Annotated in this window: 20 protein-coding genes and 1 pseudogene; 6 read left to right on the top strand and 15 right to left on the bottom strand. The window is 41.2% G+C overall.

Annotated features, from left to right (window positions below; translation table 11 throughout):
* Positions 1-222 precede the first annotated feature (222 nt).
* Together ACNSN3_RS11315 and ACNSN3_RS11320 are read left to right on the top strand one after the other, a co-directional pair.
* Entirely contained in the window at positions 223-1,392 is a 1,170-nt protein-coding gene (locus ACNSN3_RS11315) for a DcaP family trimeric outer membrane transporter (protein WP_109874233.1), read from the top strand.
* 202 nt (positions 1,393-1,594) lie between these two features.
* Positions 1,595-3,715 (top strand): TonB-dependent siderophore receptor, encoded by a 2,121-nt coding sequence (locus tag ACNSN3_RS11320; RefSeq protein ID WP_010387760.1) that lies wholly within the window; start codon positions 1,595-1,597, stop codon positions 3,713-3,715.
* 108 nt (positions 3,716-3,823) lie between these two features.
* Here the strand turns inward: ACNSN3_RS11320 and recA are convergent, their stop codons facing one another.
* Together recA and ACNSN3_RS11330 are read right to left on the bottom strand one after the other, a co-directional pair.
* Positions 3,824-4,867: a recombinase RecA gene (gene recA, locus ACNSN3_RS11325; protein ID WP_008110343.1), complete on the bottom strand. Its 1,044-nt coding sequence runs from the start codon at positions 4,865-4,867 to the stop codon at positions 3,824-3,826.
* Between the two features lie 68 nt (positions 4,868-4,935).
* Positions 4,936-5,424 (bottom strand): CinA family protein, encoded by a 489-nt coding sequence (locus ACNSN3_RS11330; RefSeq protein WP_054201783.1) that lies wholly within the window; start codon positions 5,422-5,424, stop codon positions 4,936-4,938.
* A gap of 21 nt (positions 5,425-5,445) precedes the next feature.
* On the opposite strand from ACNSN3_RS11330, the gene mutS reads away from it, so the two are divergent.
* The gene (gene mutS / locus ACNSN3_RS11335; RefSeq protein WP_138686841.1) at positions 5,446-8,031 is read left to right on the top strand and encodes a DNA mismatch repair protein MutS; all 2,586 of its coding nucleotides are present in this window, start codon (positions 5,446-5,448) and stop codon (positions 8,029-8,031) included.
* Between the two features lie 55 nt (positions 8,032-8,086).
* Here the strand turns inward: mutS and rpoS are convergent.
* The 11 genes and pseudogenes from rpoS to ACNSN3_RS11390 form a co-directional block, all read right to left on the bottom strand.
* A pseudogene (rpoS, locus tag ACNSN3_RS11340) lies at positions 8,087-9,057 on the bottom strand (RNA polymerase sigma factor RpoS).
* Positions 9,058-9,174: 117 nt separating this feature from the next.
* Positions 9,175-9,999 carry a peptidoglycan DD-metalloendopeptidase family protein gene (locus tag ACNSN3_RS11345; RefSeq protein WP_010387756.1) on the bottom strand — a complete coding sequence of 275 codons (825 nt, stop codon included), beginning with the start codon at positions 9,997-9,999 and terminating at the stop codon, positions 9,175-9,177.
* A 41-nt stretch (positions 10,000-10,040) separates the two neighbouring features.
* Positions 10,041-10,619, bottom strand: a complete 579-nt coding sequence (locus ACNSN3_RS11350; protein ID WP_010387753.1) for a YqaA family protein — start codon at positions 10,617-10,619, stop codon at positions 10,041-10,043.
* A 9-nt stretch (positions 10,620-10,628) separates the two neighbouring features.
* Positions 10,629-11,267 (bottom strand): protein-L-isoaspartate(D-aspartate) O-methyltransferase, encoded by a 639-nt coding sequence (locus ACNSN3_RS11355; RefSeq protein WP_010387750.1) that lies wholly within the window; start codon positions 11,265-11,267, stop codon positions 10,629-10,631.
* Positions 11,257-12,021 (bottom strand): 5'/3'-nucleotidase SurE, encoded by a 765-nt coding sequence (surE, locus tag ACNSN3_RS11360; RefSeq protein WP_054201786.1) that lies wholly within the window; start codon positions 12,019-12,021, stop codon positions 11,257-11,259. The genes ACNSN3_RS11355 and surE overlap by 11 nt, the downstream gene beginning before the upstream one ends.
* Positions 12,002-13,051 (bottom strand): tRNA pseudouridine(13) synthase TruD, encoded by a 1,050-nt coding sequence (gene truD / locus ACNSN3_RS11365; protein ID WP_109874226.1) that lies wholly within the window; start codon positions 13,049-13,051, stop codon positions 12,002-12,004. The genes surE and truD overlap by 20 nt, the downstream gene beginning before the upstream one ends.
* A complete protein-coding gene (gene ispF, locus ACNSN3_RS11370) occupies positions 13,048-13,530 on the bottom strand; it encodes a 2-C-methyl-D-erythritol 2,4-cyclodiphosphate synthase (protein ID WP_008464226.1) in 483 nt (160 codons plus the stop codon). The genes truD and ispF overlap by 4 nt, the downstream gene beginning before the upstream one ends.
* On the bottom strand, positions 13,527-14,228 hold the full coding sequence (ispD, locus tag ACNSN3_RS11375; protein WP_418607398.1) for a 2-C-methyl-D-erythritol 4-phosphate cytidylyltransferase: 702 nt from the start codon (positions 14,226-14,228) through the stop codon (positions 13,527-13,529). Before ispD ends, ispF begins: the two co-directional genes overlap by 4 nt.
* Entirely contained in the window at positions 14,218-14,505 is a 288-nt protein-coding gene (gene ftsB / locus ACNSN3_RS11380) for a cell division protein FtsB (protein WP_008110330.1), read from the bottom strand. The genes ispD and ftsB overlap by 11 nt, the downstream gene beginning before the upstream one ends.
* A 34-nt stretch (positions 14,506-14,539) precedes the next feature.
* A complete protein-coding gene (locus tag ACNSN3_RS11385) occupies positions 14,540-15,172 on the bottom strand; it encodes a hypothetical protein (RefSeq protein WP_418607400.1) in 633 nt (210 codons plus the stop codon).
* A gap of 75 nt (positions 15,173-15,247) precedes the next feature.
* Positions 15,248-15,727 (bottom strand): DUF2947 domain-containing protein, encoded by a 480-nt coding sequence (locus ACNSN3_RS11390; protein WP_008464232.1) that lies wholly within the window; start codon positions 15,725-15,727, stop codon positions 15,248-15,250.
* Positions 15,728-15,788: 61 nt separating this feature from the next.
* On the opposite strand from ACNSN3_RS11390, the gene ACNSN3_RS11395 reads away from it, so the two are divergent.
* Genes ACNSN3_RS11395 through ACNSN3_RS11405 form a run of 3 tightly spaced genes read left to right on the top strand, consistent with a single transcriptional unit; the run spans position 15,789 to position 18,105 of the window.
* Positions 15,789-16,013: a DUF1653 domain-containing protein gene (locus ACNSN3_RS11395; RefSeq protein WP_008110327.1), complete on the top strand. Its 225-nt coding sequence runs from the start codon at positions 15,789-15,791 to the stop codon at positions 16,011-16,013.
* Between the two features lie 54 nt (positions 16,014-16,067).
* The gene (locus ACNSN3_RS11400; protein WP_008464234.1) at positions 16,068-16,916 is read left to right on the top strand and encodes an AAA family ATPase; all 849 of its coding nucleotides are present in this window, start codon (positions 16,068-16,070) and stop codon (positions 16,914-16,916) included.
* A gap of 1 nt (position 16,917) precedes the next feature.
* The gene (locus ACNSN3_RS11405; protein WP_418607403.1) at positions 16,918-18,105 is read left to right on the top strand and encodes a vWA domain-containing protein; all 1,188 of its coding nucleotides are present in this window, start codon (positions 16,918-16,920) and stop codon (positions 18,103-18,105) included.
* A gap of 140 nt (positions 18,106-18,245) precedes the next feature.
* On the opposite strand, the gene ACNSN3_RS11410 is transcribed toward ACNSN3_RS11405, so the two are convergent.
* Positions 18,246-18,443: a hypothetical protein gene (locus ACNSN3_RS11410; RefSeq protein ID WP_418607405.1), complete on the bottom strand. Its 198-nt coding sequence runs from the start codon at positions 18,441-18,443 to the stop codon at positions 18,246-18,248.
* Positions 18,436-19,749, bottom strand: a complete 1,314-nt coding sequence (locus tag ACNSN3_RS11415) for a hypothetical protein (protein ID WP_418607407.1) — start codon at positions 19,747-19,749, stop codon at positions 18,436-18,438. The genes ACNSN3_RS11410 and ACNSN3_RS11415 overlap by 8 nt, the downstream gene beginning before the upstream one ends.
* Between the last annotated feature and the right edge of the window lie 278 nt (positions 19,750-20,027).

Raw genomic sequence — 20,027 nt, forward strand, 5'->3', positions numbered from 1 at the left:
ACCTTAGTCTAATAGACTAATAGTTGATTGAGTAAATTGTGTACATATACAACAGTAGCTTAAATATATAAAAACCTTGATTGTTTATTAATAACTCGTATTTACTAACAAATTAAATTAAAGATAATTAAATTCAATCTGTTAGTACTATATAAGTAACACACATTAATGCATATCATAAGCAAACAACATACAACAAGTAGCCTATAAAAGGACGCAACAATGAAATTTACTCCAATTAAAACACTGGCAGCGACTGCTGTACTATGTGCACTTTCTAGCACAGCTTATGCTGCTACAGCTGCAAAAATAGGTGATACAGAATTCACCTATGGTGGATACATTAAACTCGACGCAATGTGGAGTGACTATTCAGCAGGCGCTCCTGCTGGCAGCAGTGTTGGCCGTGACTTTTATGTACCAAGTACATTAACCGTTGGTAGCGATGATAGTTCAGACGCAGTATTTGATATGCACGCTCGTGAGTCACGTTTCAATTTTGGAACTGCTACCTTACTAGATAACGGTAAAACGGTTAAAACTAAAATAGAACTAGACTTTTTAGCGTCTGCCCCAGGTGGCAACGAGCGTGTGTCTAATTCATATTCTCCGCGTATTCGCCATGCATTTATTTCATACGATGGTTGGTTATTTGGTCAAACATGGTCAAACTTTCAAAACGTTGGTGCATTACCAGAAGCGCTTGATTTTGTTGGCCCAGCAGAAGGCACAGTGTTCGTTCGTCAATCTCAAATTAAATACACTACAGGTGCATGGTCTTTCTCTTTAGAAAATCCAGAAAGCACAATTACTACAGCAGGTGGTGGTATGGCAGTGACTGATGATGCCTCATTACCTGACTTTACCGCACGCTATACTCACAAAGCGGATTGGGGTAACTTTGTAGTAGCAGCCCTTGCTCGTCAACTGACCTACAAAGTAGGTGGTGTTGATGCCGATGAAACCTCATTTGGTGTTAGTGCATCGGGTATGGTGAAACTTGGTGAAGACAATCTAAAATTTATGCTTACCCAAGGTAAAGGACTAGGTCGTTATGTTGGTCTAAACGTAGCTCGTGGTGCGGTTCTCAATGGTGATGACCTAGATGCGATTGATTCAACATCAGGTTTTATTGCATATCAACATAAGTGGAATAGCCAGTGGCGCTCTACTTTCCTATATTCGTTCTTATCTGCTGATAACGATGAAAACCTACTTGCAATGTATGGCGATCCTACAGAATCAAGCCAAAGCTACAGTGCAAATATTTTATACTCACCGGTTAAACGTCTAACCTTTGGTGCGGAATTTAAACATGCAGAACGAGAGCTTGAAAGTGGCGTAGATGGCGACCTAGATCGTTTACAATTTTCTGTAAAGTATGCGTTTTAATTTCCTAACCAATTAAAATACTGATTTACTTCCTGAGCGGCTTCGGCCGCTTTTTTTGTTTTTAACCAGAGCTCAAGTTAACCAAATCCATGCGCTTTACTTAAAAAATGTCAAAGACGTGTAAAATACCGCGCAAACGTAATTGCAAATCACTCTCATTTAGATTAAATTACCAACCAAATTTAATCTTATGGGAAACAAGATGCTGCACAAACATAAAAACTCTGCATTTAAACTAAGTCTACTTACTTCACTGGTTTTATCTGGATATGCTGTTGCAAACGACACGCAAGACAACCTGCCTCTAGAAAAAATAGCCGTTTATGGGCAACATCATAAAAACTATATCACCGAAGAAGCACAGTCTGCGACTAAGCTAGGTCTAACAATTAAAGAGACCCCACAGTCAATTTCTGTTGTTTCACGCGCGCTGATGGATGATTTTTCACTTGATGATATTAACGCAGTATTAGAAAGCACACCTGGCGTAACAGTAGAGCAAATAGAAACTGACCGTACTTACTTTAAAGCGCGTGGTTTTGAAATAACTAACTTTTTAATTGATGGCTTAGGGACACCGCAAAATTCCGGTTCAATTCAAGGTACACTAGATACTGCAATTTATGATCGCGTTGAAATTGTACGTGGTGCCAATGGCATGATGACCGGTGCAGGTAACCCATCTGCGACTATTAATATGGTGCTAAAAAAGCCAACCTACACAACGCAAGCTAATGCATCGGCTTCTTATGGTTCGTGGAATAACAAACGTGTAGATATTGATGTTTCCGCACCGATTAACGATGAACACGCTGTTCGTGCTGTATTTACTAAGCAAGATAAAGAGTCGTACCTAGACCGTTACGAAACCGATAAGACCATTGCCTACCTTGCCTATGAGGGTAAGCTAACTGACGATACACTACTAAGCATTAACTATGTAAACCAGCAAAAAGATGCCGATAGCCCTCTATGGGGCGCGTTACCGCTTTATTACACTGATGGTTCACCAACTGATTATGATGAGTCAACTAGTACAGCTGCAGATTGGTCGTATTGGGATAATAGCGCTGAACGTATCTATGTAACACTTGAGCAAAACTTATCAGCGACTTGGGTTGCTAAAGCCCGTTATGCCCATATAAAAAATGAACAAAATTCTGAGTTATTTTATGTATATGGTACCCCAGATAAAGATACTGGTTTAGGTTTAACCGGCTATGCGAGTCGTTATGATTACAAAGACACACAAGATTTGTTTGATTTATATGCCAGCGGTAAGTTTGAGCTATTTTCTTTAGAGCACGACTTATCATTCGGCATTAGCCAAGCAAACATGGACTTTAATGACCAATCTCTTTATGACTACAGCACAGGAAATGGTTTCCCTGCGATGCCTGATTTAGCGACTTGGGATGGGATAGCACCAGAAGCAACACTGGTTGATAAACCTGACGGCAGTGATGTACAAAATACACAAAGATCGGCCTATGTTTCAACTCGTATAAAACTAGCAGATCCATTAAGCATTTTGGCTGGCGTACGCTATACCGACTGGGAAACTAAAGGTACTGCTTATAGTGTAGTGCAAACCCGCGATGACTCAGAGGTTATTCCTTACATTGGTACTGTGTACGATTTTACCGAGTCATTATCAGCTTACGCTAGCTACACAGAAACGTTTGTGCCGCAAAAAGAATTAGACATTAACGCTGAACAACTGGCTCCTGTTATTGGTAAAAGTGCTGAAGTTGGTTTAAAAGCACAACTTTTAGATGAGCAAGTATTTGTAACACTGGCCTATTTTGATGCTAAGCAAGATGGACTTGCTGTTGCACTTCCGGGCTCCCTTCCAAGCGATACGCGTTATTACGCTGCAGATGGTATTAACAGTGATGGTTTCGAAATTGAATTAAGCGGTCGCTTAACTGATGATTTAAGTGCCAGCATCAGCTTTAGTAATTTAAGTATTGATGGTGATGAACTCGTTAAAGATTACACCCCAGAAAACCAATTAAAAATGGCAGCCACTTATCAAGTGCCATTTATTGATGGTTTAACCTTAGGTGCTAATTACCGCTGGCAAGATTCTATTAGCCGTGTGCAAGTGAAAGATCCAGCAGGCAACGCATTGGCAACTACAAAACAAGATGCTTATGGCTTATTAGATTTAATGGCCACCTACGAAATTACTCAAAACGTCGGTGTTACCTTTAATGTTAATAACAGCACTGATGAAAAGTACATAAACAGCCTTTATTGGGAGCAAGGTTACTACGGGGCACCGCGTAACTACTCATTGTCAGTTAACTGGCAGCTATAAAGCTAACTAGGCTTTAAGTCACTTTATAGCAAACAATAAAAAAGCGCTAACCTAATGGTTAGCGCTTTTTTTAAGCTCGGGTCAAATCAAGCTTTAAAACAAATGGGCTTAAAGGTCGCCTTCATCACCTAATACGTCTTCGCCATCTTCTGGCTCAACCGTTGCTTTTAGCAATAGCATCTCTCGTAATTTACCTTCAATTTCATCTGCAATTTCAGGATTTTCTTTAAGGAACTTAATCGAATTAGACTTACCTTGGCCAACTTTGTTGCCATTGTAACTGTACCAAGCACCCGCTTTTTCAACAATTTTGTGCTTAACACCTAAATCAATCAGCTCGCCCTGCTTAGAAATACCTTCGCCATACATAATGATAAATTCAGCTTGTTTGAACGGCGGTGCAACTTTGTTTTTCACAATTTTAACGCGCGTTTCATTACCAACAACTTCATCGCCTTCTTTTACCGAACCAATACGGCGAATATCAATACGTACAGAGGCGTAAAATTTCAGGGCATTACCACCAGTTGTTGTTTCAGGGTTACCAAACATTACACCAATTTTCATACGGATTTGGTTAATGAAAATACATAGTGTGTTTGAACGCTTAATGTTACCTGTAAGCTTACGTAATGCTTGCGACATTAAACGTGCTTGTAAGCCCATGTGTGAATCACCCATGTCGCCTTCAATTTCAGCTTTTGGCGTTAATGCTGCAACCGAATCGACAATAACCACATCAACCGCGCTTGAACGCACTAACATGTCACAAATTTCCAGTGCTTGCTCACCTGTATCTGGTTGAGATACCAGTAACTCATCAATGTTAACACCTAGTTTTTGTGCATAAATTGGATCAAGAGCATGCTCAGCATCAACAAAGGCACAGGTTTTACCTTCTTTTTGAGCTTCAGCGATAACTTGCAATGTTAGCGTTGTTTTACCTGATGACTCTGGGCCATATACTTCAACAATACGCCCCATCGGCAAGCCGCCTATGCCTAAGGCAATATCAATACCTAGCGAGCCTGTTGATACAGCGTCAATGTTTAACGCTTTATTGTCACCCAATTTCATGATTGAGCCTTTACCAAATTGACGTTCAATTTGTGATAAAGCTGCGTCCAACGCTTTTTGTTTGTTATCGTTCATTTTCTTCTCCAAATCCAGCTAATGCACACAAGTATACTGTATGAAATCACAGTATCAAGCTAATTTTATTATTTTATCTTCTCTATTATAGTTTTTAAAGAAAATACAATAGCTTGCAGCCTAACTTGCGCCCTGTCACCATTAAATACTTGTTCAAACGTCCAGTGTTTACCGTTAATTTTCAGTCCAAACCACACGAGCCCTACCGGTTTGCCCTCAGTAGCACCACCGGGTCCTGCAATCCCTGAAATAGCAATGCCAATATCAGCATTTGCAGCCTTACAGGCGCCTGCTGCCATCTCAATGACTGTTTGTTCGCTCACCGCGCCAAATTCCTCGAGGGTATCATGCTTCACATTGAGTAATTCATGCTTTGCGTTATTGCTATAAGTGACAAATGCACGGTCAATATATGCTGAGCTGCCGGGGGTATCGGTAAGCGAATAACTCACTCCACCACCAGTACATGATTCAGCGGTAGTGATCCATAAGCGTTTATCCGTTAAAATAGCGCCTAATTGCGCAGCAAGTGTCTTAATCTCTTGATGTAATTCCATATTCAGCCTTTGGGTAAATACATGTCGTTTGATCTTTATGCACCGCACACTATAAAACAACAAACCCCTATGATGCAGCAGTATCTAAAAATAAAATCAGAGCATCGCGATATTTTATTGTTTTATCGGATGGGGGATTTTTATGAACTCTTTTTTGATGACGCAAAACGCGCCGCGCAGTTGCTTGATATTTCACAAACACACCGTGGCAAAGCAGGGGGCGATCCTATTCCTATGGCGGGCGTGCCTTATCATGCGGTAGAAAACTACTTAGCCCGCTTAGTACAAATGGGCGAGTCGGTGGCTATTTGTGAACAAGTGGGTGACCCTGCCACCAGCAAAGGCCCTGTTGAGCGCAAAGTAGTCCGTATTGTAACCCCAGGAACTATTTCTGACGAAGCCTTACTACAAGAGCGCCAAGACAACTTACTAACCAGTGTTTGGCAAAATAAAAAAGGTCAATACGGTGTTGCGTATCTTGATATCAACTCAGGACGCTTCAATGTTGTTGAAGTAAACACTGATGAAGCATTTAGCTCAACCCTACAACGCTTAGCCCCTGCTGAATTACTATATAGTGAACACTTTGAAAACACTCATTTAATTGAACATATTAAGGGAGCACGTCGTCGCCCTGATTGGGAGTTTGATCTAGACACCGCACAACACTTACTGTGTGAGCAGTTTGGTACCAAAGATTTAGTTGGTTTTGGTGTCGATAAAGCACATAGCGCCTTGGTAGCGGCAGGCTGTTTAATGCAGTACGTAAAAGATACCCAGCGTATTGCATTACCACACATTCGCGCAATCACTCTTGAGCATAACGAACATGCGGTTATTTTGGATGCGCCAACTCGCAAAAACCTTGAACTTACCGTTAATCTATCAGGTGGCTTTGAAAATACCCTTGCTCAAGTGCTTGATAAAACAGCTACAGCTATGGGCTCACGATTACTGAAGCGCCGTATTCATACCCCTATTCGTAATAAAGACGAGTTAAATTCTCGTCTAAATGCCATTAGTGCTATTTTAGATGTGCAATTATGCAGTGAGCTGCATGACGCTCTCAGAGATATTGGTGATATAGAACGTGTAATTGCTCGTTTGGCATTACATACCGCTCGCCCACGTGATTTAACACGGCTTCGCAGTGCACTTCAAGCATTAGCACCGCTGCATAGCTTATTAAACGATGCCACAGATGCGCGTATTTCTCATATTATTGCCCATTCTAAAGAGCTCCCCGAGCTTCAAGCCCTACTTGAGCGAGCAGTGATTGATAACCCACCAGTGTTAATTCGTGATGGCGGTGTTATTGCGCCAGGGTATAACAGCGAACTTGATGAGTGGCGTAATTTAAGCCAAGGTGCCACCGATGTGCTTGAACAGCTAGAGCAGCGCGAACGTGAACGCACAGGTATTAGTACACTTAAAATTGGTTATAACAGAGTGCATGGCTTTTTTATTGAAGTGAGCCGCGCTAACTCGCACTTAGTGCCTGCAGATTATATTCGTCGTCAAACGTTAAAAAATAACGAACGTTATATAATTCCAGAACTTAAAGAACATGAAGATAAAGTCCTCGGCAGCCAATCAAAAGCGCTGGCTCTGGAAAAGCAGCTATACGAACAGTTATTTGAATTTATAGCTCCGCATATTGAGCAGCTACAAATAATGGCTTCGGTCATTGCCGATTTAGATGTACTTAACAATTTAGCAGAGCGTGCCCAAACACTTAATTATGCCAAGCCTGAGCTTTGCGATAACGATAATATTAGCATCAAACAAGGCCGCCACCCTGTGGTTGAGCAAGTAATGAAAGACCCGTTTATTGCCAACCCTGTAGAACTCAATAGCCAGCGTAAAATGCTGATAATTACTGGCCCTAACATGGGCGGTAAATCTACCTACATGCGCCAAACAGCACTGATAGTACTCATGGCGCATATTGGCTGTTACGTTCCTGCCGATAGCGCTAAAATTGGTAATATCGATAGAATATTTACCCGCATTGGTGCCAGTGACGACTTAGCATCTGGGCGCTCTACCTTTATGGTTGAAATGACAGAAACTGCGGCAATTTTAAATAATGCCACCGCACAATCATTGGTATTAATGGATGAAATAGGCCGAGGAACCAGTACTTACGATGGTTTATCACTGGCATACGCGACAGCTGATCATCTTGCTTCAAAAATAGCAGCTAAAACTCTGTTCGCAACCCATTACTTTGAACTCACAGAGCTTGCAGAACAAACACCTGGGTTGGTTAATGTGCACTTAGATGCCATTGAACACAACGATACCATTGCCTTTATGCATACGGTATTAGATGGTGCCGCAAGTAAAAGTTTTGGTTTGCAAGTAGCTGCTCTGGCTGGCGTACCTAAAGCGGTTATTGCCCAAGCTAAACAAAAGCTAAGCTTGCTTGAAAATCATCAAAGTGTCACAACGGTCACCACAGAGCAACAGGTTTTACCGTTTGATAGTGAACCGCAAATAATTCAGCCTAGTGAACTTGAGCAACAAATGAGCGCAATAGATCCCGATAACCTATCACCGCGTCAGGCGCATGAACTGCTTTATAAATTAAAAGCACTGCTTTAAACGCAAACAGCCCGACTAAAAAGTCGGGCTGTATTTATTTTTTTGTGTGTTTAGGTTAAGCGAACTGCTCAAATAAGCTTTCGGTACTTAATCCTTCTTGCTGCAAGATATCTTTTAACCGACGTAGCGCCTCAACCTGTATTTGGCGAACTCGCTCACGGGTTAACCCAATTTCACGGCCCACATCTTCAAGCGTTGAAGGCTCATAACCGAGTAAACCAAACCGACGTGCCAGTACTTCGCGCTGCTTAGGGTTCAATTCACCTAACCAGTCAATAATATGCGTATTCATATCATTGTTTTGCACTTCACCTTCAGGACCTACATTTTTTCGTCGGCAATTACATCTAACAATGCACTGTCATTCTCGCCACCAATAGGCATATCTACAGAAGCTATTTTTTCGTTTAGGCGAAGCATTTTTGTTACATCTTCGACCGGTCTGTCTAAGCTTTCTGCAATTTCTTCTGCGGTTGGCTCATGATCAAGCTTTTGCGTTAGCTCACGTGCTGTACGTAAATAAACGTTAAGCTCTTTAACAACATGAATAGGCAAACGAATAGTACGGGTTTGATTCATTATTGCCCGTTCAATGGTTTGGCGTATCCACCATGTGGCATATGTAGAAAATCGAAAGCCACGTTCAGGATCGAACTTTTCAACAGCTCGGATCAGCCCTAAGTTACCTTCTTCAATTAAATCAAGTAGAGCAAGCCCACGATTGTTGTACCTACGCGCAATTTTCACAACTAAGCGCAAGTTACTTTCGATCATGCGTTTTCGGGAGGCTTCGCAGCCTTTAAGCGATTTTCGTGCAAAAAACACTTCTTCTTCTGCACTTAATAGAGGGGAAAAACCAATCTCGCCTAAGTATAATTGGGTGGCGTCGAGGTTTTTAGTGACTTCTTCTTTTACAAATACATCTTCATCTTCCACGTCATCAAGTAACTTCGTTGTCTCCTCTATTTTAGAGTCGTCAAACTTATCATCAGTGGGGGTTTTCTCAGCTTTTGCTACATCAGCCATAAGACTTCTCCTGAGCAAGCTATCAATAACTTTATGATTAAGGTCTGTAGTCGTTTTATTAGCTTTTGCTGTATTAGCCATAAGCCTTCTCCAGAACAGTCAATCAACACCTTCAGTTCAGGGTAGGTACTTAGCAGGGTTAACAGCTTTTCCTCGATAACGAATTTCAAAACGAAGTGCCGTTACTGAAGACTCTGAATTACCAATTTCTGCTATTTTTTGTCCCGCCTTCACTATTTGCTTTTCTTTCACAAGTAACGTTGAGTTATGTGCATAAGCACTTAGGTAATCATCATTATGTTTCAATATAATTAAATTACCGTAACCTCTAAGTGCACTACCCGCGTAAACTACTGTTCCTTTTGCAGCGGCGAGTACGGCAGTACCCTTTCTATTAGCAATCTGTAGGCCTTTATAACCATTTTCCTTGTTAGAAAAGCGTTTTGTTATTTTACCTTTAGCAGGCCAAAACCAACTCAACTTTTTAGTTGAAGAACCTTGAGACTGACTAATTTTTTGGTTAGCTTGTTTTTGAACATACCTACGTTTTTTCGGCTTATCAAGCTCTTTCTTTAATTTTCTGTTACTTTTTTGTAAATGGGATGACTTTTTAACAGCTTTCTTTTTATACTTTTTTTGTGTAACCCTTGACCTACTTGGTTCTAAAAGGGATACAACCTGACCAGGAACAATAGTGTAAGGTGATGGAATTGAATTATTTTTTGCAAGTTCTCTGAAATCTTTTCCAGCACTAAAAGCAATCGAATAAAGTGTATCGCCTTTTTGTACCGTGTACTTACCACCGTTAATATTAATCCGTGAAGGATAGTCATTAATATTATTATTTAAACTACTTACAGGAGCGGGAACATGGCGAGACGAGCATGCACAAAGCAAAACACTAATAAATAAAGCAACATAACAGCGTATTTGTTTATTCAATGTGTTTTGCCCTCTGTTTTAATATCATTATATTATGGCGATTATCGCAACAATAGGTACGCAACAGCGATTAAAGCAACCACTGCCCAGCCAAGTACTTCAATATATTGGCGTAATTTTTGTTCCATTTTAACTCCGCCCCATTTCATTAAAGCAGATACTAAAAAGAAACGCGCGCCACGCCCAATACCTGAGGCAATAATAAAAGGTAAAAACGCCATTTGTAATACACCAGCGCCAATGGTAAACACTTTATAAGGAATAGGCGAAAACCCCGCTATAAATACCACCCAAACACCGTAATCTTTGAACCATGCAAGCGCCGTATTAAATTTATCTTGCCATTGCATTTGCGCAATAAAGGGCTCTACAACCGGTTCAAACAACCAAAATCCAAGTAAGTAACCCAGCACGCCGCCAAGCACAGAAGCAACCGTAGCAAAGCTTGCAAATCGCCATGCCTTACTTGGTTGCGCTAGCGACATCGGCGCTAACATTACATCGGGCGGGACCGGGAAAAAAACCGATTCGGCAAAGCTCATTCCTGCTAAATAACGTTCTGCGTGGCGGTGTTTAGCCCACACTAGCGCCATATCGTATAACTTGGTAAACAACTTCAAAATGAATTCCTATTCAATATCACCAGGGACTAAAGGTACAAATCTTACTGGCGCAATTACATGCTCTGTAAAGCTATCGCCTTGGCGAATAACCATGGTTAAATTTTGTTCTGCCTCACCAATAGGGGCCAGTAATACGCCTCCATCTGCAAGTTGTGCGAGTAACTCGGGGGGAATGGTGGTTGCCGCAGCGGTCACGATAATGCCATCAAATGGCGCTTGTGACTGCCAGCCTTGCCAACCATCGCCATGTTTCATGGTGACATTGTACAAATCGAGCTGGTGTAATCGGCGTTTAGCTTGCCATTGCAAAGCTTTAATACGCTCTACCGAATATACCTTATCAAAGGTTTTAGCTAAAACCGCAGTTTGATAGCCCGACCCGGTGCCTATTTCTAACACCTTATGTTGCACACCGGCTAATCGCATTAGCTCGGTCATGCGCGCAACAATATAAGGCTGAGAAATAGTTTGCCCTTGCCCTATAGGTAGCGCGGTATTTTGATACGCTTTGTGTTTGAGTACATCATCAATAAAAATATGCCGAGGAATTTGCGCTATTGCTTTTAAAACCTCTTTATCTTCTACGCCATCTCGCTGTAATAAGTCTGAAAGCGCTTGTGCACTGCGAGTATAATTAGCCAGCACGATTAATCTCCAACTCGGCTAACCACTCTCCCACGGCTTTAATACTGTCTTTGGCAGTCATATCAACGCTTAACGGGGTCACTGATGCATAGCCATTATTAACCGCATAAAAGTCAGTGCCTTCACCGGCGTCGCTTTCAAGCCCTAGTGAGCCATACCAAAAAATATCGCGTCCCCATGGATCGGTTTGCTTGGTCATAGTTTCTGCTTTGTGACGAGCTCCTAAACGAGTTACCTGAACGCCTTTGAGCTCAGAGAGCGGAATATCGGGAACATTAATATTAATGATCTGATCTTTCGGCAGCGGATGTGAAGCAAGTCCTTTAATAATGTTTACAGTAACGGCTGCCGCTGTTTCAAAATGCTCACCATGATGAGAGCACAAAGATACCGCAATTGCTGGTAAGCCTAAATGACGGCCTTCAGTCGCCGCAGCCACCGTTCCAGAGTAAAGTGTATCATCGCCTAAATTACCGCCATGATTAATACCAGCAACAACCAAATCGGGTTTTTCATCCACTAATTGATTAACACCTAAATGCACACAATCAGTGGGTGTACCGTTTACCGACATAAAGCCGTTGTCGAGCGTTGTGGCACGCAGCGGGTTCATTAACGTTAGTGAATTACTAGCACCACTACAATTTCTATCTGGAGCAACCAGCGTTACCTCAGCGATTTGTATTAATGCTTGATATAAAACAGCAATACCTTTGGCATTAACACCATCATCATTACTTAATAGAATCTTCATCTGCGGTATCCTTTTCTTTTCGCTCGCGAGGGCTGGCATCAGTATAATCAACCAGTTCGCGCAGTAAAGCCGTTGCAAAACAGCCTTTGGGTAAACCAAAGCTGAGTTTTAATGTGCGTTCATCAAGTGTTTCTATGCTTAGCTCTTGGGGTATTAAACGCAGCATTCTACGCTCGTTTTTAAGCCCTAAATCCCCTAAGCCATCACACCATGCTTGATACGGTGCCAACCATGTTTTTTCTTGTTCGGTTAAGCCTTTTTCACTTTTGCCCACCATGGGCGCCGACATCATAATATCGCCAGAGGCAAGCCGTGCAATATTTTCATCACTTATCGCATCTTCAAAAAATGCATTACTACCACTGAGCATAAATACTTCGCGGTGCATGGTTTTAGCAAGGCCATGCTCAGCCACGCGTAAACTAACAATTTGATTAAACACATGTGAACGCGCAGCAGAAATAATAATGCCTCGCAGCTTTTTATCGCGAATACGCTCACCGGCAAACATTTTTTCGGCCATCACTAGGTTGTGTCCATCACGACCAAAGCGCTGTTCACCAAAATAGTTAGGCACACCTGCGCGTACTGCGTTTATACGGCACAAAATATCAAGCGGCTCGGTTACATTGCGCAAGGTAATAATAAATCTATTTCCTTTATGGCAACCGGTGCGCAATTTTCGCTCATGGCGCTGCTGCGATACCACAAACACGCTTTCACTGTTCAGCTCAGTAAAATCAATATGCTTTTTAATCGGTACTTTTACGCTAAACCACTGCGAGCATACTCCATGGCGGTCTTTCATACCGGCATAGCTTACATCACGTGGCGATACACCCGCTTTTTGTGCAATCAGCTTGGCAACATATTGGGTGTTTTCACCCTTTTTAACCACTTGCAAACACACGTGTTCACCACTGCCGGTAAACTCTATACCGAGATCCTCATCAACCATAAAGTCTTCTGCGGTGGTTTTAAAGTCGGCTTTGGAAAGCGGCGCGCCATATAAATAATTTAATTCGCTCATGCGTTTTGTTTGCTCATAATGACCACGGCATGGCTTGAAATGCCTTCTTTACGCCCCTCAAAACCGAGTTTTTCGGTAGTGGTAGCTTTTACATTTACCTGTGAAAGCTCGGCATTTAAATCACTGGCAAGGTTGCCACGCATCGCTTGAATGTGCGGCAGCATTTTTGGTGCTTGTGCCACAATAGTGACATCCGCATTGCCCAATACATAACCTTGTTGCTTGGCTAGGTTCACTACATGGCGAAGTAAAATACGGCTATCAATATTTTCATATTCACTGGCCGTATCCGGAAAATGCTTACCAATATCGCCCAGCGCTAATGATCCTAAAATAGCGTCACATAAGGCATGAATAGCTACATCACCATCTGAGTGTGCTAAAAAGCCTTGTGGATAATCAATTTTTTCGCCGCAGATAGTTAAAGGCCCTTGGCCTCCAAATTTATGTACGTCAAAACCATGGCCTATTCGTATCATTTTGCACTCTCATTATTTTGTTTTTGCAGTAAAAAGCCTGCTAAATCTAAATCTTCTGGGGTGGTGATTTTAATATTATCACTACGCCCTGCTACCAGCTTAACCGGCTTATTTGCCCACTCCATTGCACTGGCTTCATCAGTAATGGTTGCACCGCTGTTAAGCGCACTTTGCAATGCCGCTTTAAGCTCGTCGTATTTAAACAGTTGCGGGGTAAGCGCTTGCCATAAATCATCACGAGGCACAGTTTGCTGCGCATGGCTTTGCCCTCGTTTTATAGTGTCTTTTACTTTGCTGGCTAAAATGCCGCCTTCATCAGCCTGCAGGCACTGTGCGATTAAGCGCTCTATATCAGCAATATCGACTAAAGGTCTTGCAGCGTCATGCACCAAAACCCAAGCAGGTGGGTTGGCAGCTAAAAACAATAAACTGTTTAACACTGAATCTGCGCGCTCTTTACCGCCAATAGCACGCACAATGCGAGGATCAGCTAGCGTAAGGTCGTCAAAGTAGGGGTCGGTTTCGCTCAGAGCCACCACTATAAAGTTTAACTGCGGTAACTGCGATAACTTAGCGAGCGTATGCTCTAGAATGGTTTTCCCTGCTAAGGAAATATATTGCTTTGGTGTTGTGTGTTGCATTCGACTGCCAACACCTGCGGCAGGAACAATAGCAGCAATAGTTTGTTTATTTGTCATGGTGTTGAGCCGGTAAAACACGAATAAAGGTTTCGTCCGGTTTAATCATTCCTAATTCGTTGCGGGCACGCTCTTCAATGCCTTCGTGGCCGAGCTTTAAATCTTCTATATCCGCTTTTAATACTTTATTACGCTTTATTAGTTTTTCGTTAGTTTGTTGATGCGATGCCACCGCATTTTTTAAACGGGTGTAGTCTTGCACCCCGTTATGACCAAACCAAAGGCGATACTGGATAAAAAGTGCTAAGCACAACAAGCCAAATTGAAAAAATCGCATTAAACACTCCTTATTTTAATTTTTAATTATCTACTTATGCTAGCGGCCGCTTAACATTGCGCCAATTAATATTGGCAGCTAGTAACATTTCCCGTAATGACAAAACCCGTGGCGTGCTACGCTTTGAAAACTGCCACTGGTGGCCACAACACGCCGCTGCAAGGCTCGTTTTACTAGGTTTAAGCAATTGCGCACTTTGTTGCTCAAGTCCTTGGCCTAAAAAATCAAACCAGCCAAGTTCATTACAATGCAGTTGCGTATCAGCTACTTGATCAATGCTATCTATTCTAACCCGAATTTGACCGTGACTTTGTAATAATACCGGAATTATTAGCCCTACTTTGGCATGCGCTTGATAAAAAAGTTCATTCGCTGAAGGATTAGCCTCTGGCGGTGTTGGTTTTTGTTTTTCAAGCCAGCCTCCATTTTGCGCATCAAGCGTAAAAGGCAATAGTGCATTAGCTACACGTGTTGCGGCACGTTCAATATAATAAGGCAGGCTTTTTAATTGCCTGCGTAAACGGTCACCATTAGGTTCAGCCACTAAGCGCTGAACTTCACGCTGATAAAAAGCATTGCATAATTGTGCGTAAAGCACTTTTTGTGCATCAGTTTGCCACATTTCAACTTGCTGGCTTGTGTTAAACTGCTTATTTTTAGCAACCAATCGCTGTACTCAAAAAAACATTTTAATACTGTTTTATAACACAGTAATGCACAGTTTTTAAGCACTTGTAGTAATTTAAGCGCTTGGCTTTTCACCTAATTTTGCAATACCTGATTCTAAAAATTGCACCATAGTGCTGCGCTTTTTACCTATTAATAAGCTGCCATCAGCCAAAAACATAAAGTTTTGCCAGTTACGTTTAAACACATCAAATGTCGTTTCGATAATATTGTCGCGTGCCATGCAAAAATACACAGTGGTATTAGCCTGCCAATCTAAGTGGTTCAAAATAGCATCTGGAAATTGGGGTTCTTCGCTTTCCCACGCATCTTCCCAATTAATTTCTTGGCTAAAGTTTTGCTCTTGCGCGCACCAATCGGTTTTATCAAAAAAGTCTGGATGATCATGTTCACGACTCACCATGGTTGTCCACAGTACGGCGGCACGCTCGCTGGTCATAGGTTTAATATTGGCTGCATCAATATCTGAAACCGGAATATCTTTGTGGCGAAATACCCAGGCTTTTTTGTAATCATCAAGAGAAATATAATTCATAGTATTGCTGTATTCTTTGGCATAATAAAAAGCGAAGGCAAATTATACAAGATAACAGACTATGACTACAGCACTAAAACTGGGTTTATATCAACACTACAAAGGCCCACAATATAAAGTTATGCATGTGGCGACTCACAGCGAAACCAACGAGCAATTGGTTATTTACCAAGCCTTATACGGTGAATACGGCATATGGGCACGCCCACTAAGTATGTTTACCGAAACTGTAGAAAAAGACGGTAAAACTATCGCCCGTTTTGCCTACCTTGGTGAAGCCGATTAACTATGGCATTATAACGCATAATAATTACTGCTCAGACCAGATAAAGGATAACCCGTGCAATTTAATTCTACTGATAATTACATCGCAAGCTCAGCATTAAAACAGGCCGTAAACGCCGCTATTATGCTGCAAAAACCGCTTTTAATTAAAGGCGAGCCTGGCACAGGTAAAACCATGCTGGCTGAGGAATTAGCGAAAAGTTTAGATACTGAGCTTATTCAGTGGCATATAAAATCAACCACTAAAGCGCAGCAAGGTTTGTACGAGTACGATGCAGTATCGCGTTTGCGCGACAGCCAGCTAGGTGATGAGCGCGTTCACAATATTAGCAACTACATAGTTAAAGGTAAGCTGTGGCAAGCCTTCATGTACGCTGAATTAAACGGCAAACGCCCAGTACTGCTTATTGACGAAATAGACAAAGCCGATATTGAGTTTCCAAACGATTTACTACTCGAACTCGATAAAATGGAATTTCATGTATACGAAACCGGTGAGCGTATCGTGGCCAAAGAGCGCCCTATTGTGATCATCACATCAAACAATGAAAAAGAGCTGCCTGATGCGTTTTTACGCCGCTGCTTTTTCCATTATATTGATTTTCCAAATAGCGACGAAATGCAGCAAATTATTGATGTGCACTACCCGCATGTTAAACAAGATTTAGTTCGCCAAGCGCTAGAAGTATTTTTTAACTTACGTGAAGCCAACGGCCTTAAAAAGAAGCCATCTACCAGCGAATTACTGGATTGGTTAAAACTATTAATGGCTGAAGATATAGACGCCAAAACCCTGCACGATAAAGCGCAAAAAGGCGGTTTAATGCCGATGTTTGGCGCGCTGCTTAAAAACGAGCAAGACATAAGCCTAATCGAAAAACTTGCGTTTATGAGCCGTCGCTAACATGTTGGTACAGTTTTTCTTCAAATTACGAGAATACCGCTTACCAGTGAGCCTAAGAGAGCTACTCGATTTAATTAACGCTTTAAAACAAGGCGTTATATTTGCTGATGTAGACGCGTTTTATCATTTAGCGCGCACTATTATGGTAAAAGACGAAACCCATTTTGACCGGTTCGATAAAGCCTTTAGCGATTACTTTAGCGGTATTGCCGACTTAGACCTACTCAAGAGCTTAAAACAACAACACAATTTACCTGAAGATTGGTTGCGTAAAGAGTTTGAAAAGCACCTAAGCGATGAAGAAAAAGCCCAACTAAAAGCCATGGGCGGGCTCGACGAGCTAATGAAAACCCTAAAAGAGCGTTTAGAAGAACAGCAAAAACGCCATGCTGGCGGCAATAAGTGGGTAGGTACCGGCGGTACATCACCCTTTGGTGCGTATGGTTATAACCCTGAGGGTGTGCGTATTGGTCAAGACGGCAACCGCAATCGCCAAGCAGTAAAAGTGTGGGATAAGCGCGAATACCGTAATCTCGATTCTGACCGCGAAATTGGTTCACGTACCATAAAGCTGGCACTTAAAAAACTACGCAAATTTGCTCGTACTGGCGCAAGTGACACCCTTGATTTAAACGAAACCATACGCGCGACCGCCAAACAAGGCGGCATGCTCGATGTAAAAATGGCCCCCGAGCGCCACAACGCGGTAAAAGTATTGATGCTGTTTGATATTGGCGGTTCAATGGATGACTACATTCATACCTGTGAAGAGTTATTTAGCGCCGCCCACAGTGAGTTTAAACATTTAGAGTTTTACTACTTCCATAACTGTTTATACGAACACGTATGGCAAGATAACCAGCGCCGCCACTCAAACGTTATTGACACCATGACACTCATCAACAAGTTTACCAGCGACTACAAAGTAATATTTGTTGGCGATGCCACTATGGGCCCATATGAAATTGCCTACCCTGGCGGTTCAGTAGAACATTGGAATGAAGAACCCGGCAGTGCCTGGTTAAACCGAATCACTAATCACTTTGATAAAGTCGCGTGGCTCAACCCACAACCGGTTGAACACTGGCCGTACTATCAATCAATTGATTTTATAAAGCAGCTAATGAACAACCGCATGTATGCGCTGAGTTTAGATGGGATAAGTAGAGCGATAAAGGAGCTGAGTTGATAGTTAATATCTATGGCAGCTCAGTGCCATAAGCGGACTAATTCGTCTCTGCCTCAAAGTTTGTTACGACAACAAAGTAGAGGCTGAAATATTGGCCTCTTGATTGATCAATTCACTAGTTCGTACAAATAAAGGTGTGTTTAATTTATAGGATATGCATCATCATAGTGTTCATCACAGACAGGGTGATCCTGAACATATTCAGTTGCAGGTTTATCACAAAACTCACACTCTACACCATCTTTAGGCGCTATCTCATCACAATATCTACAATAGCCGTCCTCTTCAGGATAAGTGCGCTCACAACCATCACATATAATATAATCATCTTCAAACATTTTCACACTCCGAACTAACCACTTGCATGAATCTCAGTAAAAGTTGATCAATATAATTAAGGCTTTTACTACTGAAAATAGTATACAGTTCATTAATAAATTCAAACTTCAAAGCCCGATAATTAGCATAAGACTTCATACTTGAGGCAAGGAGTTCTTTATTCCCAGTTTCAAGGCAACTATTAATAGGTAACGTTGCTAGTGACGCAAATTTATCAAAAACATAATCAATCACATCTGGCGATATTTTAGATATATCATTACTGTTCGCATTATAGATCTGACTTTCTAAAATATGATAAATGGGACGTTCTTTATTGGTATCTCCAGTAACATTCACAGTTATTTTTGTTTTATTTTCAATGGTTGAAATTAAAACAAATGCCATTAGGAAGAATGAAAGTTCACATATCAACTTATCATCAATTCCGGCCTCTAAAGCTTCAAGTGCAGAGGACTTAAGTTTAAGTGGTAGTAACCTTTTTTGTACATATCCACCTAACATCACTTCCAAAACCATAGAGAAACTATCAGGAATACAATCCTGATAAAAAGCCTCTGTGAGTGAAAGCTCCAATGAATCTAGCGAATTAAATTTCCTTAATGCGGTTATGAATTTACCTGAATCAAACCAACTTATATCACGATTTTTCTTGGCCGACTTAATTGTACTTAATAAGTCGTTTTGAATTAAATTCAGCTCCATCTTTTTTAAAATAGATTCCGGCATAGAGTCACTATAGAATGGATTCATACCCTTTAAACTAGATACAACTTTTCTAGCTGCATTTATAGCGCCATCTAAACCATCATCCATTAATGTTCTATCATCATTAAAATTAAAGTTTTTTCTCTGATGTGAGTTTATATAATCTTGTATTATTTTCTCCAAAACCATCACTTTAATAATATATTCCGGAGGCTGATTGCAATCATTACGTTTTAAACTCAAAGTTCCATTTCTACCAAGCTCACAAATAGACCTATTGAAGTTTAATATTGGTTTAGCTCTATCTTCAACTTCTCTATTAGACCCTGCAAATAAGGTGAAATTTTCTTTGCTATATTCTAACAAAGATAGTTGAAGTGTTAATCTATCTCTCCAACTTGTTTTTCCTCCATCAACTTGGGAGGATTTATAAAGAAGGAACATAACTTCTCTTAGCCCTTCTGGGTTTTCTTTATTATAATAACTAAAAAGGTCTACGCCCACCATCTTGCATAAATGCTCTCTAATTCGTGCAATTTTCACCGACTTTCCAAAGTCTAATTCAATTTTTCTTTTTAGTGCAGCATCTGTTTTCATATATCTACTCATCCTTTCATAATTAGTAAAACTAAATATAACCACATTTAAACAAAAAAGATGGACATCAACTTATATAGGCATATGAAATCGGATATTTTGTAGATCAACAATGAAAAATATCGAAGCTTATCACTCTAAACAAACCACGGGCTTTAAGTTATAACTAAGCTCAAATAAGAACTATCAACCAAGACCGATGTGGAAAAATTTATTTTGTGATGTTCCAAGAAACTTTGTCTAAAATACTAGTTCACCCGATCGTCGGCTTATCGCTC

This window comes from Pseudoalteromonas sp. US3C1004, assembly GCF_048401065.1.
GTDB lineage: Bacteria > Pseudomonadota > Gammaproteobacteria > Enterobacterales > Alteromonadaceae > Pseudoalteromonas > Pseudoalteromonas undina.

What these genes read in the sequence shown, in the direction of transcription:
- ACNSN3_RS11390 (WP_008464232.1), bottom strand. Translation starts at nt 15,727, where the DNA reads ATGAATTATATTTCTCTTGATGATTACAAAAAAGCCTGGGTATTTCGC.
- ACNSN3_RS11415 (WP_418607407.1), bottom strand. Translation starts at nt 19,749, where the DNA reads ATGAAAACAGATGCTGCACTAAAAAGAAAAATTGAATTAGACTTTGGA.
- recA (WP_008110343.1), bottom strand. Translation starts at nt 4,867, where the DNA reads ATGAACGATAACAAACAAAAAGCGTTGGACGCAGCTTTATCACAAATT.
- ACNSN3_RS11405 (WP_418607403.1), top strand. Translation starts at nt 16,918, where the DNA reads ATGTTGGTACAGTTTTTCTTCAAATTACGAGAATACCGCTTACCAGTG.
- ACNSN3_RS11410 (WP_418607405.1), bottom strand. Translation starts at nt 18,443, where the DNA reads ATGTTTGAAGATGATTATATTATATGTGATGGTTGTGAGCGCACTTAT.
- ftsB (WP_008110330.1), bottom strand. Translation starts at nt 14,505, where the DNA reads ATGCGATTTTTTCAATTTGGCTTGTTGTGCTTAGCACTTTTTATCCAG.
- ACNSN3_RS11320 (WP_010387760.1), top strand. Translation starts at nt 1,595, where the DNA reads ATGCTGCACAAACATAAAAACTCTGCATTTAAACTAAGTCTACTTACT.
- ACNSN3_RS11330 (WP_054201783.1), bottom strand. Translation starts at nt 5,424, where the DNA reads ATGGAATTACATCAAGAGATTAAGACACTTGCTGCGCAATTAGGCGCT.
- surE (WP_054201786.1), bottom strand. Translation starts at nt 12,021, where the DNA reads ATGAAGATTCTATTAAGTAATGATGATGGTGTTAATGCCAAAGGTATT.
- ispF (WP_008464226.1), bottom strand. Translation starts at nt 13,530, where the DNA reads ATGATACGAATAGGCCATGGTTTTGACGTACATAAATTTGGAGGCCAA.
- ispD (WP_418607398.1), bottom strand. Translation starts at nt 14,228, where the DNA reads ATGACAAATAAACAAACTATTGCTGCTATTGTTCCTGCCGCAGGTGTT.
- ACNSN3_RS11315 (WP_109874233.1), top strand. Translation starts at nt 223, where the DNA reads ATGAAATTTACTCCAATTAAAACACTGGCAGCGACTGCTGTACTATGT.
- ACNSN3_RS11395 (WP_008110327.1), top strand. Translation starts at nt 15,789, where the DNA reads ATGACTACAGCACTAAAACTGGGTTTATATCAACACTACAAAGGCCCA.
- truD (WP_109874226.1), bottom strand. Translation starts at nt 13,051, where the DNA reads ATGAGCGAATTAAATTATTTATATGGCGCGCCGCTTTCCAAAGCCGAC.
- mutS (WP_138686841.1), top strand. Translation starts at nt 5,446, where the DNA reads ATGTCGTTTGATCTTTATGCACCGCACACTATAAAACAACAAACCCCT.